13 protein-coding genes and 2 pseudogenes are annotated in these 13,676 nt (G+C 56.6%); 5 read left to right on the forward strand and 10 right to left on the reverse strand.

Annotation, left to right across the window (positions count from 1 at the left end):
* Positions 1 to 76: pseudogene (locus ACIQT8_RS25090) on the reverse strand (hydrolase); the annotation flags it as partial.
* Positions 77 to 470: 394 nt separating this feature from the next.
* Positions 471 to 1,247: a DeoR/GlpR family DNA-binding transcription regulator gene (locus ACIQT8_RS25095; RefSeq protein ID WP_400971243.1), complete on the reverse strand. Its 777-nt coding sequence runs from the start codon at positions 1,245 to 1,247 to the stop codon at positions 471 to 473.
* 88 nt (positions 1,248 to 1,335) lie between these two features.
* Here ACIQT8_RS25095 and ACIQT8_RS25100 point away from each other — a divergent pair, with 88 nt between their 5' ends.
* The 5 genes from ACIQT8_RS25100 (at position 1,336) to ACIQT8_RS25120 (ending at position 5,904) form a co-directional block, all read left to right on the forward strand.
* The gene (locus ACIQT8_RS25100; protein ID WP_400971245.1) at positions 1,336 to 1,962 is read left to right on the forward strand and encodes a TIGR00725 family protein; all 627 of its coding nucleotides are present in this window, start codon (positions 1,336 to 1,338) and stop codon (positions 1,960 to 1,962) included.
* An 87-nt stretch (positions 1,963 to 2,049) separates the two neighbouring features.
* A complete protein-coding gene (locus tag ACIQT8_RS25105; protein WP_400971248.1) occupies positions 2,050 to 2,835 on the forward strand; it encodes an ABC transporter permease in 786 nt (261 codons plus the stop codon).
* A complete protein-coding gene (locus ACIQT8_RS25110) occupies positions 2,832 to 3,869 on the forward strand; it encodes an ABC transporter ATP-binding protein (protein ID WP_400971251.1) in 1,038 nt (345 codons plus the stop codon). Before ACIQT8_RS25105 ends, ACIQT8_RS25110 begins: the two co-directional genes overlap by 4 nt.
* 23 nt (positions 3,870 to 3,892) lie before the next feature.
* Entirely contained in the window at positions 3,893 to 4,972 is a 1,080-nt protein-coding gene (locus ACIQT8_RS25115) for an extracellular solute-binding protein (RefSeq protein WP_400971254.1), read from the forward strand.
* A 104-nt stretch (positions 4,973 to 5,076) separates the two neighbouring features.
* Positions 5,077 to 5,904 carry an ABC transporter permease gene (locus ACIQT8_RS25120; protein WP_400971257.1) on the forward strand — a complete coding sequence of 276 codons (828 nt, stop codon included), beginning with the start codon at positions 5,077 to 5,079 and terminating at the stop codon, positions 5,902 to 5,904.
* Between the two features lie 18 nt (positions 5,905 to 5,922).
* On the opposite strand, the gene glpK is transcribed toward ACIQT8_RS25120, so the two are convergent.
* The 8 genes and pseudogenes from glpK to ACIQT8_RS25160 form a co-directional block, all read right to left on the reverse strand.
* Entirely contained in the window at positions 5,923 to 7,419 is a 1,497-nt protein-coding gene (glpK, locus tag ACIQT8_RS25125) for a glycerol kinase GlpK (RefSeq protein WP_400971260.1), read from the reverse strand.
* 70 nt (positions 7,420 to 7,489) lie between these two features.
* Entirely contained in the window at positions 7,490 to 9,211 is a 1,722-nt protein-coding gene (locus tag ACIQT8_RS25130; RefSeq protein ID WP_138793781.1) for an ABC transporter substrate-binding protein, read from the reverse strand.
* A gap of 75 nt (positions 9,212 to 9,286) precedes the next feature.
* A complete protein-coding gene (locus ACIQT8_RS25135; protein WP_400971263.1) occupies positions 9,287 to 9,568 on the reverse strand; it encodes a DUF2160 domain-containing protein in 282 nt (93 codons plus the stop codon).
* Between the two features lie 15 nt (positions 9,569 to 9,583).
* A complete protein-coding gene (locus ACIQT8_RS25140) occupies positions 9,584 to 10,411 on the reverse strand; it encodes a carbohydrate ABC transporter permease (protein ID WP_400971266.1) in 828 nt (275 codons plus the stop codon).
* A 14-nt stretch (positions 10,412 to 10,425) separates the two neighbouring features.
* Positions 10,426 to 11,292, reverse strand: coding sequence for a carbohydrate ABC transporter permease (locus ACIQT8_RS25145; RefSeq protein WP_138793784.1), 867 nt, complete (start codon positions 11,290 to 11,292; stop codon positions 10,426 to 10,428).
* Between the two features lie 3 nt (positions 11,293 to 11,295).
* Positions 11,296 to 12,366, reverse strand: coding sequence for an ABC transporter ATP-binding protein (locus tag ACIQT8_RS25150; RefSeq protein WP_400971270.1), 1,071 nt, complete (start codon positions 12,364 to 12,366; stop codon positions 11,296 to 11,298).
* Between the two features lie 12 nt (positions 12,367 to 12,378).
* Positions 12,379 to 13,461 carry an ABC transporter ATP-binding protein gene (locus tag ACIQT8_RS25155; protein WP_400971273.1) on the reverse strand — a complete coding sequence of 361 codons (1,083 nt, stop codon included), beginning with the start codon at positions 13,459 to 13,461 and terminating at the stop codon, positions 12,379 to 12,381.
* Positions 13,462 to 13,499: 38 nt separating this feature from the next.
* A pseudogene (locus ACIQT8_RS25160) lies at positions 13,500 to 13,676 on the reverse strand (glycerol-3-phosphate dehydrogenase); the annotation flags it as partial.

A 13,676-nucleotide genomic window follows, 5' to 3' on the forward strand; every position in this document is an offset into this window, starting at 1 on the left:
CGAAAGCCATCTGCGGCTGCTGGTCGATGAAGATGAGCTGGCTGTTTGCGGGGGTCAGGACTTCAAGCTTCGACATGGTGGTTCTCCGTAAAATGATGGCCAAAGGCGGCTGGGTTGAAACGTCGTCGCTTGGGCGTGACCGGTGTGTCATCTGATGTTGTCCGGTGTGTCCGTCGCGTCTCTGTTGGAGCTATAACTAGCCCAACCAAACGCGGCACAGAATTGCAATAATAATTGCGAATGAATTGCTATTATTGAAATAATTAACAGGGCAGAGACTGCAACGTGCAACCGAACGGATCATCGCTCACTTATCGCGGAAGGTCTTGCTTCCAAGTCATTTACTTTGACGATTAGTCACACCGGTTGAACGCAGTGCCCGCATCACAGCCGGCAATCGTAACAGGAACGATGAAAAACGCCTGACGTGGTTGCCAGACGCTACAGTGCCGTTTTGCAGGTCAGATCCATCAACCTGCTTCGACGACTTCGAGCTTTGCTTTGGCGAAAGAAGACAGGAGAAAATCCGGAGGCGCAATATCGGTGACAAGATGGGAGAAATCGCGGGGGCTCCCCACTGTCGCGATTGCCTTGCGAGCAAACTTCGAATGATCACCAACCAGAACTGACTGGACCGAACGCCGCATTGCCGCCTGCTTGATTGCGATCTTTTCAAGATCGTAGTCGAGGATCGTGCCATCCGTCGCAAAGCCGGAAAAACCGATGAATGCGAAATCGAAGTGGATTGTTTCGATCTCAGCCAATGTTCTAGCGCCGACAAGTGAACCGTCAGCGCCGCGCGAAGAGCCACCAAAGACATGAAGGTGCAGATCGGGTTCCCCGGTCAGAAGCATCGCGCAAGCAAGACTGTTGGTAAAGACATGCAGACGGATAGCGCGTTCCTTGAGAGCACTGGCGACGGCTTCTACGGTGGTACCGACGTCCAGGAAGATTGCTGCGCCATCAGGCACCAAGTTTGCGGCCGAACGTCCTATTCTCTCCTTGGCAGCCGCTGCTCGCATCGTCTTTTCGGCATATCCAAGACGAACGGTCGAATCCATAGGCCCCGCTCCGCCGTGAAAGCGTTGCAACAAACGGAGCTTGTCGAGTTGGATGATGTCTCGCCTTATCGATTGTACGGAAACATCGAAGCGCTGAGAAAGGGTCTCCAGCGTTGCATATCCATGCTCCCCCACCAGTTGCAATATCTCGGTCTGGCGGGGCGTCAGCTCGCTATTCTCTGGCATGTCATCTCTTGTCATAAAACTCCCATTAATGTCACTTATATTACAAACTACATGACAGTTTTAAGAATTGAACGGAGCAAAAATCATTATGGTGGAATTGCGCTGGAACGCACAGGAAAAACGCCTGCACGGTGCTGGAAAAGTCTTCGATCCTTCCCGTTTGGAATGGTTGGATAACGATGCTCCCGACGATTCCAGTTCAACCGTAATGCCACTTGAAGCCTTGAAGTGTCTTGCCGGGCATCGCTTGCTCAAACGGGTTCCGATCGGCATCATCGGGCCCCGAGACGCAACCGTTGAACAGCGACAGACAGCCTACCAACTTGCCTCAGCAATGGCGGATCACGGCCTGCAGCTTATCTGCGGCGGAAAGAATGGCGTTATGGAATCGGCATGTGAGGGACATGCCTCGCGTGGTGGCTTGCCAATCGGGATATTGCCGGATGAGGAATGGCAAGCAGCCAACCCTTTCGTTGCCATACCGATTGCCACAGGCATAGGTCCTGCTCGTAACGCCATTATTGCACGTGCGTGTATAGCGCTCGTTGCTGTCGGCGGTGGCGTCGGCACCCTGTCCGAAATGGCGCTGGGCCTGCAGTTCAACCGGTTGGTTCTTGCCATGGCCGGCGCTCCGTATGTCGAGAGCGTGCCAGTCATCGAAACCATTGAAGATGCGCTGGAACGCATCGCCAATCGGATACTCTTCAATCTGTAAGTTTTCTTCCATTTGTCATTAAACTATTACATCGCATCACTAGAAGGGCGGCGGACATCGAACCGCAACACTTAAGAGGCTGCCCTCTTGCCCTTCATTGCAATCGCCTATCTGATCTTTCTGGTATCCCCCGTGCTTCTGCTTGCACTGGGCTCGTTCGGCGAAAACTGGAGTAACACCCTTCTGCCGACGGGTTTCACCTGGCGCTGGTATGAGGAGGTTATGGCGGACCCAAGTTTTCGCCGAGCCTTTATCACCAGCCTGCAGATCGTCGGCGTCACCTGCGCCCTGAATATGTTGATCGGTCTGCCCTTTGCATATGCCATTCAGGTGGGCGCCAGAGGCGGTGTCAGATTTGCGGCCCGTCTGGTGACATTGCTTCCGGTTGCGGTCCCTGATCTCGTTCTAGCCTTCGGCTTCATCCTTGTCTTTTCATCCGACACGCTCCCGTGGCTTGGCAGCTTCTGGCTACTGGCGGCAGGTCACCTTGTCTTGACACTGCCATACACGGTTACGGCGCTTGTCGCCGACATGGAGCAGTTGCGGCTGGACGAATACGAACATGCCGCCTCCACGCTTGGCGCCTCCTTCCTCGCCAGACTTCGCGACATCGTCATTCCGCTGCTTGGCCCCAGTCTGATGTCGTCCATGCTGACTGTTGCGGCTTTGTCGATTGGCGAATTTCAGCTTTCAAACCTCATCTCCGGGTTCCTCTCCCGCACCTATCCCGTTGTCCTTTTGCAAGCGTTTTACGGCGCAACTGGCTTTGCCTGTGCGGCCACCATCGTGCTGCTTTTCCTCGCCACCATCGCGTCGCTGACAAGCAGCCTCACATCCAAGTTTTCAGACTCCAAGAAAGCAGTTTCCGCATGACGCTCACATATGAAAACGTCAGCTTCACTTATCCAGGCGCAAAAACCGGCATCTTCGATCTTTCACTTGAGATCGGGCGTGGTGAGCTTCTTGCCATCATAGGCGCATCCGGCTCTGGCAAATCGACAATCCTGAAGCTGCTTGCTGGCTTCGTCAGCCCGTCCAATGGCCGCATTCTGATCGATGGTACCGACGTCAGCGCACTGTCTCCGGAGAGACGGCGACTTGGTGTCGTTTTCCAGAACTACGCGCTCTTTCCCCACATGCGCTTGTGGGAAAACGTCGCTTATCCGTTGAAGGTACGCGGCATCGCCAAAGCCGAAAGGCGCACGCGAGCAATCGACATGCTGGATCGTGTCGGCATGAGCCAGCGGGCCGATGATGTTCCCGCCGCACTTTCAGGCGGACAGCAGCAGCGCGTTGCCCTTGCCCGCGCACTGGTGTTCGAACCTCAAGGCCTTCTTCTCGACGAACCGCTTTCGGCCCTCGATGCCAACCTGCGTGTAGACATGCGCGACGAGATTTTGCGCGTTCAACGCGCTTCAGGCATCGCGACATTGCTCGTGACGCACGACCAGGAAGAGGCGCTTTCAATAGCCGATAAGATCGCCGTGATGCGCGACGGTCGGTTGATCCAGGTCGGCACCCCACAGGAACTTTACGAAACACCAGCCAATGCTTATGTGGCGGCTTTTGTCGGCCAATCGAACCTCTGGAAGGGCAAGATCACCGCCGACGGGTTGGTTGAGACCGAGATCGGCTCACTCCGCTGCCACACCAAAGGCCACACGCCGGGGGAAGCGGTGACCGTGTTCGTTCGCCCCGAACGGATTACTCCCGCAGTCGACGCTGATGCGCAGACCTCCGCCAGCGTCTTCTCCGGGGTTGTCGCCGCCGATCGTTACCTCGGTCCGATCCGTCGCATCGATCTCAATGTTCAGGGCGGCCTCATCCGCCTCGAAACCCATCTGAGGGAGGCTGTGACATCCGTGCAGGTCCCTCCAGACGCAATTCGCCTTCTTCCCCCCAACTGAATTTCAACAAAAAAGGTACGACCATGAACAGACGCCAATTCATGACAACCATGGCCGCAGGCGCCATGGCATTGAGCTTTGCCTCCAGCGCACTCGCCTTTGAGGGCCCAGAACTCTATCAGGGTGAAAAAGCGCTTTATGACGCAGCTCAGAAAGAAGGTCTCGTCGTGTCCTTCGACACCGGCCCGACATGGGCTAACTGGGCAGGCCAGTTCAAGGCTTTCCAGAAGCGTTACCCGGGTGTGGAGATGGTCTATAACGATCTTGGCTCGGCAGCCACAGTTGTTGCCCTAGACAAATCCCGCAACCGCCCGCAGGCCGACACGGCCTATTACTTCGCCGCATCTGCGCTCGATGCCGCCAAGGCTGGTGTTGTCGAAGGCTACAAGCCAACAAACTTTGACCGCTTGCCCGAGACGCTTCGTGCGACTGATGGCCAGTGGTTCACCGTTCACACGCTAAGTGTTGCCTTCCTCGTCAACACCAAGCTCGTTAAAAACGTTCCGAAAACCTGGGCCGATCTTCTTAAGCCCGAATACAAGAATGCAATCGTCTATCAGGACCCACGTTCGACAGGCCAGGGACAGGTTGTCACCTTCGCAGCAAGCTTCGGCAATGGCGGCAGCATGGACGATGTAACACCCGGCATCGACTATCTCGGCAAGCTCAGCAAGGCAGGCAATGTCCTGCGCACCGTCGGCACAACGCCTTACGCTCAGTTCCTGAAGGGTGAAATCCCGATCTGGATCGGCTACGAAAACGATGGCCTGAAAGCGAAGTTCACCGATGGCATGGCAGATGGCATCGAGGTCGTCATTCCCGAGGAGGCATCGGCCGCGGCCCCCTATGCGATTTCACTGGTCAAGAACGGCCCGAACCCCAATGCGGGCAAGCTGTGGCTGAACTTCGTCATGAGCGACGAAGGTCAGAAGATCTTTGCCGAAGGCTATGTCCGCCCGTCCGTCAATGACATCAAGCTTCCTGAAGCTGTCGCGGCCAAGATGCCGGCTGCCGCCCAGATCAAGCCGCTCGATATCGCCAAGGCAACGGCCAAGAAGGCGGAAATTGATGCTGGTTGGGCCAAAGCCGTTCTGGGTCAGTAACAACGCCTCAGCCACCCGCCGCGCAATGAAGGCGGCGGGTGGCACGACAACGGGCAGACAACGTCGGCCTGCAACTGGCAGCCATCCCTATCAGGAGAATTTCGATGGGCGTTCGTGCCTCCAAAAAAGCACTCGCACTGTTCGCCTTTCCCGGTTGTACAGTTCTTGGCCTATTCTTCATCCTCCCCATCAGTGCGGTTCTGATTGGAGCATTTTCGGATAGCGGCAACGCATTCGTTCGATTGGTCAACGATCCGGTCTTCTGGAACGGATTAAAGGGAACACTTATTCTCGGAACAGCTGCCCCCCTGTTTTCCCTGATCGTCGGTTTTTGCGTCGCTCTTGCCCTGGCCCGCTTAGCTCCGCGGCTTAAGATGGCCGCATTGATTGCCATCTCTCTGCCGCTGACATTTTCGGGGCTAATCGTGGCCTATGGCTTTATTCTTCTGCTTGGGCGCTCGGGCTTCGTAACCCTGCTGCTTGCCGAACTCGGCTTTGATCCAGCCGTTGTCGGGGGCTTCATTTTTTCGCCATTCGGCCTAGGCCTCGCCTACTCCTATTATCTCGTCCCGCGCGTTGTCCTTATCGTGCTTCCCGCCATCACCAATTTCGACAGCAACCAGCTGATTGCGGCGCGTTCGCTTGGTGCCAGCAATGGCCGCGCGATGGTCGATGTGATGCTGCCGCAGATCGCACCAAGCCTCGTGGCCGCGTTCTGCCTGACGTCTGCAGTTGCGGTAGGAGCCTATGGTACAGCGCTCGCTCTTGTCGGCACACAGGTGAACATTCTTCCACTGGTTCTCTACAGCAAGGTTTCCGAAACCGGGACTGACTTGCCCGCAGCTTCGGCAGCCTCGCTTGTGCTCATCGCGATTTGCGCCCTGATCATCTCGCTTGGAGAAGCTATCGGCCGGAAAAGCCGGTCGACTTAAAAACCAAGATGACCCTGTTTATGCCGATCGCGACAGGCATCGGCTCACGCTGTCTCGCCAACCGGCGATAGCCCGCTCGCGTTCAGCGCCATCGAGATCGGGCGTAAAGCGACGGTCACGCTTCCAATGCGCAGCAAAGCCTTCCTGATCCGGCCAGATACCGGCACGCGATGCCGCAAGCCATGCCGCCCCCAAAATCGTCGTTTCGAGGAAAACCGGGCGGTCGACGGGCGCGGCAAGAACATCGGCAAGCCGCTGCATGGTCCAGTCGGAAGCAACCATGCCACCATCGACCCTGAGAACCGTCTTGCCGTTATCGCCCGCCCAATCCTTGCGCATGGCCTCGAGCAGGTCGAAGGTCTGATAGGCGACGCTTTCCAGTGCTGCGCGCGCAAACTCGGCCGGCCCGGTTCCACGCGTCAAACCGAAAATGGCGCCGCGCGCTTCCGCGTCCCAATAAGGTGCCCCAAGTCCCGTGAACGCCGGAACCAGATAAACCCGCTGGTTGGGATCGGCCTTTTCGGCAAGTGCACTAACCTCCGCCGCAACTGAGATAAATCCGAGTTCGTCGCGCAGCCACTGCACCGCCGCACCTGCAATGAAGATCGACCCTTCGAGCGCGTAGGTCGTAACACCGTTAAGTCGGTAAGCGATGGTGGTTAGCAGTCGGTTGGTCGATGCAACGCGATCCGTCCCAGTGTTGAGCAGCGCAAAGCAGCCAGTACCATAGGTCGACTTCATCATGCCCGGCTCGAAGCAGGCGTTGCCGATGACGGCCGCCTGCTGGTCACCCGCCACGCCGAGGATCGGGATTTCAGCGCCGAACAAAGCCTTGTCCGTGATGCCGAAATCGGCAGCACAATCCAGCACCTCCGGCAGCATGGCACGCGGAATATCAAGAATGGACAGGAGTTCGTCGTCCCAGGCATTCTCTTCGATGTTGTAGATCAACGTTCTCGATGCATTCGTGGCGTCGGTCACGTGGCGGCGGCCGCCTGTGAGACGGTAGATCAGAAAGCTGTCGACAGTACCGAAGCAGATCTCCCCATTGACTGCCTTTTCACGCAGACCGCTTACGCTGTCGAGCAACCATGCAAGCTTCGTTCCCGAGAAGTAGGGATCGAGAAGCAACCCCGTTTTTTTCGCAAAGAGCGGCTCCAGCCCGCGTCTCTTCAACTCCTCGCACACCGGCGCGGCGCGGCGATCCTGCCAGACAACGGCGCGATGGACGGCCTCGCCGGTATTCTTGTCCCATAGGACAGTGGTTTCGCGCTGATTGGTAATGCCGATCGCCTCGATGTCAGAAGCGCCGATACCGGCGTCTGCCAGCGCCAGGCGGATGGTTTCCACCACACTGTTCCAGATATCTTCCGGTTCATGCTCCACCCAGCCAGATGCCGGGAAATGCTGGGGAAATTCTCGCTGTCCGACCCCGATGACCCGCATATCGCGATCGAAAACCATAGATCGCGTTGATGTCGTTCCCTGGTCGATCGCCAGAATATACCCACCCATTATGTCACTCCCTTTCAGATGCAAATGACCGGGGCGGCAAGCCGCCCCGGTTATAATGTGCCGTCAGAAATTACTTCTGCCAGCTTTTGACCAGTTCGTCATAATTGACGGTAACAGGCTTTTCCTTTTCGTCGGCAATCTTCAGCTGTGGTGCCAGATTACCCTTCGAAACTGCGTCCTTGTTCCAGTATTCGATGTCGTGCTCTTCCGCCAGCGCAGGCCCGAATTCACCCTGGACCTTGGCGCGCTCAAGACGCTGCAGAACCTTTTCCTGCTCTGCGCAAAGCGAGTCCATGGCTTCCTGCGGGGTCTTCGCACCGGAAGACGCATCGCCGATGGCCTGCCACCACAATTGCGCAAGCTTCGGATAATCCGGAACGTTTGTACCGGTCGGCGACCATTGCACGCGGGCCGGCGAGCGATAGAACTCGACCAGACCGCCAAGCTTTGGAGCGCGTTCCGTGAAACTCTTGTCCCGGATACTGGATTCGCGAATGAAGGTCAGGCCGACGTGGCTCTTCTTGACGTCGACTGTCTTGGAGGTGACGAACTGTGCGTAAAGCCAGGCGGCCTTGGCACGATCGTCAGGTGTCGATTTCATGAGCGTCCATGAACCGGCGTCCTGATAGCCAAGTTTCATGCCATCTTTCCAGTAGACGCCGTGCGGGCTCGGAGCAAAACGCCACTTCGGCGTTCCATCCTCGTTGACGACCGGCAGACCGGGTTTCACAAAGTCGGCGGTGAAGGCGGTGTAGGTGAACATCTGCTGGGCGATCTCACCCTGCGATGGAACAGGACCGGATTCGGAGAAGGTCATGCCCTGAGCAGCAGCCGGAGCGTAGGCCTTCATCCAGTCCAGGTATTTCTGGATCGAATAGACGGCAGCTGGACCGTTGGTGTCACCACCGCGGGCGACGCACGAGCCGACCGGACGTGACTTTTCGTCAACCTTGATGCCCCATTCGTCAACCGGCTTGCCGTTCGGAATACCCTTGTCGCCATTACCAGCCATGGACAGCCACGCGTCGGTAAAGCGCCAACCGAGCGACGGGTCCTTCTTGCCATAGTCCATGTGGCCATAGACCTTCTTGCCACCGACCTCGCGGCCGGTGAAGAATTCGGCAATGTCTTCATATGCCGACCAGTTGACTGGAACGCCGAGATCGTAGCCGTATTTCGCTTTGAAGTCCGCCTTGTTTTTGTCGTCGTTGAACCAGTCATAGCGGAACCAGTAAAGGTTTGCGAACTGCTGGTCCGGCAACTGATAGAGCTTTCCATCGGGTGCCGTTGTGAAAGACTTGCCGATGAAGTCATCGATGTCCAGGCCGGGGTTCGTAACGTCCTTGCCTTCGTTGGCCATGAAGTCGGTCAGGCTGCGCGCCTGCTGATAGCGCCAATGTGTACCGATGAGATCGGAATCGTTGATATAGGCGTCATAGATGTTTTCGCCGGACTGCATCTGCGTCTGCAGTTTTTCAACAACGTCACCTTCACCAATCAGGTCATGGGTGATCTTGATGCCGGTGATGGCGGTAAAGGCTGGCGCCAGAACCTTCGATTCATATTCATGCGTGGTGATGGTCTCAGAGACCACCTTGATGTCCATGCCGGCAAAAGGCTTTGCCGCATCGATGAACCATTGCATTTCCTTTTCCTGATCGGCGCGGGTCAGCGTCGAAAGCTCCCCGACTTCCTTGTCAAGAAAGGACTTTGCCTCATCCATGCCGGCATAGGCGGAACCCGCCATCGCCAACAAAATTCCTGCTGTTGTCGCTAATAGATGCCTTCGCATAATATCCTCCCAAGGTTTGCGATTGCAGTCTTAACGTCAGGCGGCCAGTCACCCGGCCATCTGTATCCTCCCGGCCTATACAAAGCGGAAAACGCCTATGGCGTAGACCACCGCGAGGCCAAGTGCCCACCACAGGTTGGGTCCAATAAAACCCAGCCATGCGAGATGAATGAACGCCGCACCAAGCAGCGAGATGAAGAGGCGATCCCCCCTCGTCGTCTCAAACCGTAAAATGCCAACACGTGGCGATCCACCCGGCGCCAGATATTCCCAGACGCCCATGCTGATCAAAAGCACGAGGATCGTCAGGAAGAATAATGCGGTTGGCAATGTCCACGCCATCCAGGAAAAATTCATGTCCAATCTCCCTTCTCAGACGCGACCGAGCGCGAAGCCCTTGGCGATATAGTTGCGGACAAAATAGATGACGAGCGCGCCGGGAATGATGGTCAATACACCGGCTGCAGCAAGCACTCCCCAATCCATGCCGGACGCCGACACCGTGCGTGTCATGATGGCTGAAATCGGCTTCGCCGCTGTCGTTGTCAGCGTGCGGGCAAGCAAGAGCTCAACCCACGAAAACATGAAGCAAAAGAAGGCAGCAACACCAATGCCAGACGCCACCAGGGGCATGAAGATACGAACGAAGAAACGGGGGAACGAATAGCCATCGATATAGGCCGTCTCATCGATTTCCTTCGGCACGCCGGACATGAAACCTTCCAAGATCCAAACAGCCAACGGTACGTTGAAGAGGCAATGCGCCAGTGCGACAGCAATATGCGTGTCGATCAGCCCGAACGCGGAATAGAGCTGGAAGAAGGGAAGCGCGAAAACGGCAGGGGGCGCCATGCGGTTTGTCAGCAACCAGAAGAACAGATGCTTGTCCCCGAGGAACCGGTAGCGCGAGAAGGCGTAAGCCGCAGGTAGCGCAGCAAGCACAGAGATCACCGTGTTCAGAACAACGTAGGTGATCGAATTGATGTAGCCCCTGTACCACGATGGATCTGTGAAGATGATCGTATAGTTGCGCAGTGTCGGGTTGATCGGCCAGAGCGAGAAAGTACCGGTAATCTCGGCATTTTCCTTGAAGCTCATGTTGATCAACCAGTAGATCGGCAGCAGGAGGAAAATGATGTAGATCGTCGAAACAACCCACGAGTAGTTGCCAGCCGGTTTGTATTTGATTGTCTGGGCCATGTTTTCCTCTCCCCTCATGCGTTCTCGTCACCGCTGGTCATCACGGTGTAGAAGATCCATGAAAGCAGCAGGACGATGAGGAAGTAGATGATCGACATGGCCGCAGCAGGCCCGAGGTCAAACTGACCCACGGCCATCTTGACGAGGTCGATCGACAGGAACGTCGTGGAATTGCCGGGGCCACCGCCCGTAACGACAAAAGGTTCGGTGTAGATCATGAAACTGTCCATAAAGCGCAGCAGCACTGCGATCAGCAACACACGCTTCATCTTAGGCAGTTGAATGTAGCGGAACACCGACCAGCGAGAGGCGCCATCGATCTTTGCCGCCTGATAATAGGCGTCCGGGATCGACACGAGGCCTGCGTAGCAAAGCAGCACGACGAGGCTCGTCCAATGCCAGACATCCATGACGATGATGGTGACCCAGGCATCGATCGGATCGCGGACATAGTTGTAGTCGAGCCCGATTGCCGCAAGCGTGCGTCCGAGCAGGCCAATATCGACACGTCCGAATACCTGCCAGATTGTTCCCACCACGTTCCACGGGATCAGCAACGGCAGTGCCATCAGTACCAGGCAGACAGGAACACCGATGCCCTTTTTCGGCATGTTGAGCGCAATGAAAATACCAAGCGGGATTTCGAGAAGCAGGATGATGATCGAGAAGATCAGATTGCGCTGCAACGCTTCCCAGAAACGGTCGGAATGCAATGTCTGCACGAACCAATCCGCACCCGCCCAAAAGAACTCGTTGTTTCCGAATGTGTCCTGCACCGAATAGTTCACAACGGTCATCAAAGGGATGACCGCCGAGAACGCCACGAGCACGAGCACCGGCAGCACCAGAAACCAAGCCTTGTTATTCCAGGTCTTGTTCATCCCTCAACCCTCCCTGCCGACGCGCCAGGAATCTGCGTAAATGCTGATTGCGCCGGGATCGAACGTAACGCGTGCTTCAGCAGGAATGTCTGCATCTTCCGAAACCACGATCGCTATTGCCTGCCCCGCGAATGTGGCCCGAACAATCTTGTGACGCCCGATGTCCTCGACCCTGTTGATTGTAACGGGCATACCCTCGCGGCCGATCCGAACGAATTCCGGTCGGATGCCTAGTTCGGTCTTGGCGCCGGCGTTCGTCTTGGGGGCGAAGTCGAGCGAAAAAACCTCGTTGCCGAGCTTGACCCTGTTTCCATCGAGCGTTGCCGGAATGACATTCATCCCCGGCGAACCGATGAAATAACCAACAAATGTATGGCTTGGCCGCTCGAACAATTCCGCCGGCGTGCCGATCTGCACAATCTGCCCATCATACATCACCACGACCTTGTCTGCGAAGGTCAGCGCCTCCGTCTGGTCGTGGGTGACATAGACCATTGTAAAGCCGGACTGGCGATGCAGGCGTTTCAACTGAGAGCGCAACACCCATTTCATATGCGGATCGATGACCGTCAGCGGCTCATCGAAAAGAATGGCGTTGACATCCGAGCGAACCAGCCCGCGCGCCAGGGAAATCTTCTGCTTCTGGTCAGCTGTCAGTCCGTGCGCACGGCGCTTCGCCATGCCCGCGAGATCGGTCATTTCGAGGATTTCGCGAACGCGGCGATCGACGTCTGCCTCCGGTACATGCCGGTTGCGCAACGGAAAGGCGAGATTATCGTAGACGGTCATGGTGTCGTAGACGACCGGGAACTGGAAAACCTGCGCAATGTTGCGATCTTCCGTGGCAAGATCGGTAACATCAGTTCCGTCGAAGGCAATGCGCCCATCCGACGGCCGGATAAGGCCGGAAATGATGTTGAGCAACGTCGTTTTTCCACAGCCGGATGGACCGAGCAGCGCATAGGCACCGCCGTCTTCCCATTCGTGATGGACTTCCTTCAACGCGTAATCGCCTGCGGCTTGCGCCTTGGCGCTGTAGGCGTGGCGTATATGATCCAGCGTTATGCGTGCCATTATCGCCCCTCCTCAAACCTGCCCGACAGGAGCAACACCGATGGCGCGACCGTTTGCGTCAAATGCCATAAGATGTTGCGTGTCGAGGAACAGTTCTATCTCGCGGTCGGGTTCAATGTCGTGAATGCCCTGTGCGAGCATCACCCAGCGTTGCCCGGCAAAATCGATATGCACGAAACTTTCCGATCCGGCGATTTCCGATATCAATGTCCGCGCCCTGATGGGTTGCGCCGTATGCGCCTGCGATGCGGGAAACAGATGGTGTGGTTGGAAGGCAATCGTAACAGGGCCATCCGGAATGGTCTCAAGATGGGCCGGAACCGCCATGACCCGGCGATCGGCGCGCACAAAACTGCCGTTCGTCTTCATCACCTCGATCGTGTTCAACGGTGGATCGGCGAAAGTGGCAGCGGTGACGATATCAACCGGTCGGCGATAGACGTCGATAGTCCTCCCGAATTGTGTCAGCCGTCCTTCGCTCAACGTTGCCGTATTGCCGCCGAGCAAAAGCGCCTCTGATGGTTCTGTTGTGGCATAAACGAAGATCGCACCGGACTCGGCAAAGATGCGCGGCAGTTCCAGACGCAATTCCTCGCGCAGCTTGTAGTCAAGATTGGCCAACGGCTCGTCCAGAAGCACCAGATTGGCATTCTTGACGATGGCGCGTGCCAATGCCGTACGCTGTTGCTGGCCCCCGGACAGATTAAGCGGTGTGCGGTCGAGATAAGGGGTCAATTTCAGAAGATCTGCGGCCTTACGGACTTCCCTGTCGATGGTCGCCTGATCCTTGCCTGCCACACGCATAGGAGACGCAATGTTCTCATACACGGTGAGCGCCGGATAATTGATGAATTGCTGGTAGACCATGGCGACGTTGCGCTTCTGAACCGGGCGGCCGGTCACATCCTCGCCGTTGAAAAAGATCGCACCGCCACTTGGCCGATCGAGGCCCGCCATCAATCGCATAAGCGTGGTTTTGCCGGATAACGTTGGCCCAAGAAGCACATTCAGGCTTCCACGCTGCAACGTCAGGTCCGTCGGATGAATATGATATTCTCCGCCAACCATCTTCGAGACGTTTCGCAATTCAAGCATCTAAACCCAAAGCCTCCTCCAGCCTTCGGTGTGAATTTTTATATCGCCTTCACATGACCGCCGGCGACACCATCCAGATAGTCTTGCAGCGCCCTCACCTCATCGCCGCTCAACCTCAAACCCTGTTTTGTGCGTCTCCAGAGGATGTCATCGGCGGTGACGGCCCATTCGCGTTCGACCAGCCAGCGCACCTCGATCTCGTAGAGCGTTCCACC

Source organism: Agrobacterium sp. NPDC090273 (assembly GCF_044772305.1).
Taxonomy (GTDB): domain Bacteria; phylum Pseudomonadota; class Alphaproteobacteria; order Rhizobiales; family Rhizobiaceae; genus Agrobacterium.

Bases quoted from the DNA above. Each gene is read 5' to 3' on its own strand.
- ACIQT8_RS25095 (WP_400971243.1), bottom strand. From the start codon at position 1,247: ATGCCAGAGAATAGCGAGCTGACGCCCCGCCAGACCGAGATATTGCAA.
- ACIQT8_RS25100 (WP_400971245.1), top strand. From the start codon at position 1,336: ATGGTGGAATTGCGCTGGAACGCACAGGAAAAACGCCTGCACGGTGCT.
- ACIQT8_RS25110 (WP_400971251.1), top strand. From the start codon at position 2,832: ATGACGCTCACATATGAAAACGTCAGCTTCACTTATCCAGGCGCAAAA.
- ACIQT8_RS25115 (WP_400971254.1), top strand. From the start codon at position 3,893: ATGAACAGACGCCAATTCATGACAACCATGGCCGCAGGCGCCATGGCA.
- ACIQT8_RS25120 (WP_400971257.1), top strand. From the start codon at position 5,077: ATGGGCGTTCGTGCCTCCAAAAAAGCACTCGCACTGTTCGCCTTTCCC.
- glpK (WP_400971260.1), bottom strand. From the start codon at position 7,419: ATGGGTGGGTATATTCTGGCGATCGACCAGGGAACGACATCAACGCGA.
- ACIQT8_RS25130 (WP_138793781.1), bottom strand. From the start codon at position 9,211: ATGCGAAGGCATCTATTAGCGACAACAGCAGGAATTTTGTTGGCGATG.
- ACIQT8_RS25135 (WP_400971263.1), bottom strand. From the start codon at position 9,568: ATGAATTTTTCCTGGATGGCGTGGACATTGCCAACCGCATTATTCTTC.
- ACIQT8_RS25140 (WP_400971266.1), bottom strand. From the start codon at position 10,411: ATGGCCCAGACAATCAAATACAAACCGGCTGGCAACTACTCGTGGGTT.
- ACIQT8_RS25145 (WP_138793784.1), bottom strand. From the start codon at position 11,292: ATGAACAAGACCTGGAATAACAAGGCTTGGTTTCTGGTGCTGCCGGTG.
- ACIQT8_RS25150 (WP_400971270.1), bottom strand. From the start codon at position 12,366: ATGGCACGCATAACGCTGGATCATATACGCCACGCCTACAGCGCCAAG.
- ACIQT8_RS25155 (WP_400971273.1), bottom strand. From the start codon at position 13,461: ATGCTTGAATTGCGAAACGTCTCGAAGATGGTTGGCGGAGAATATCAT.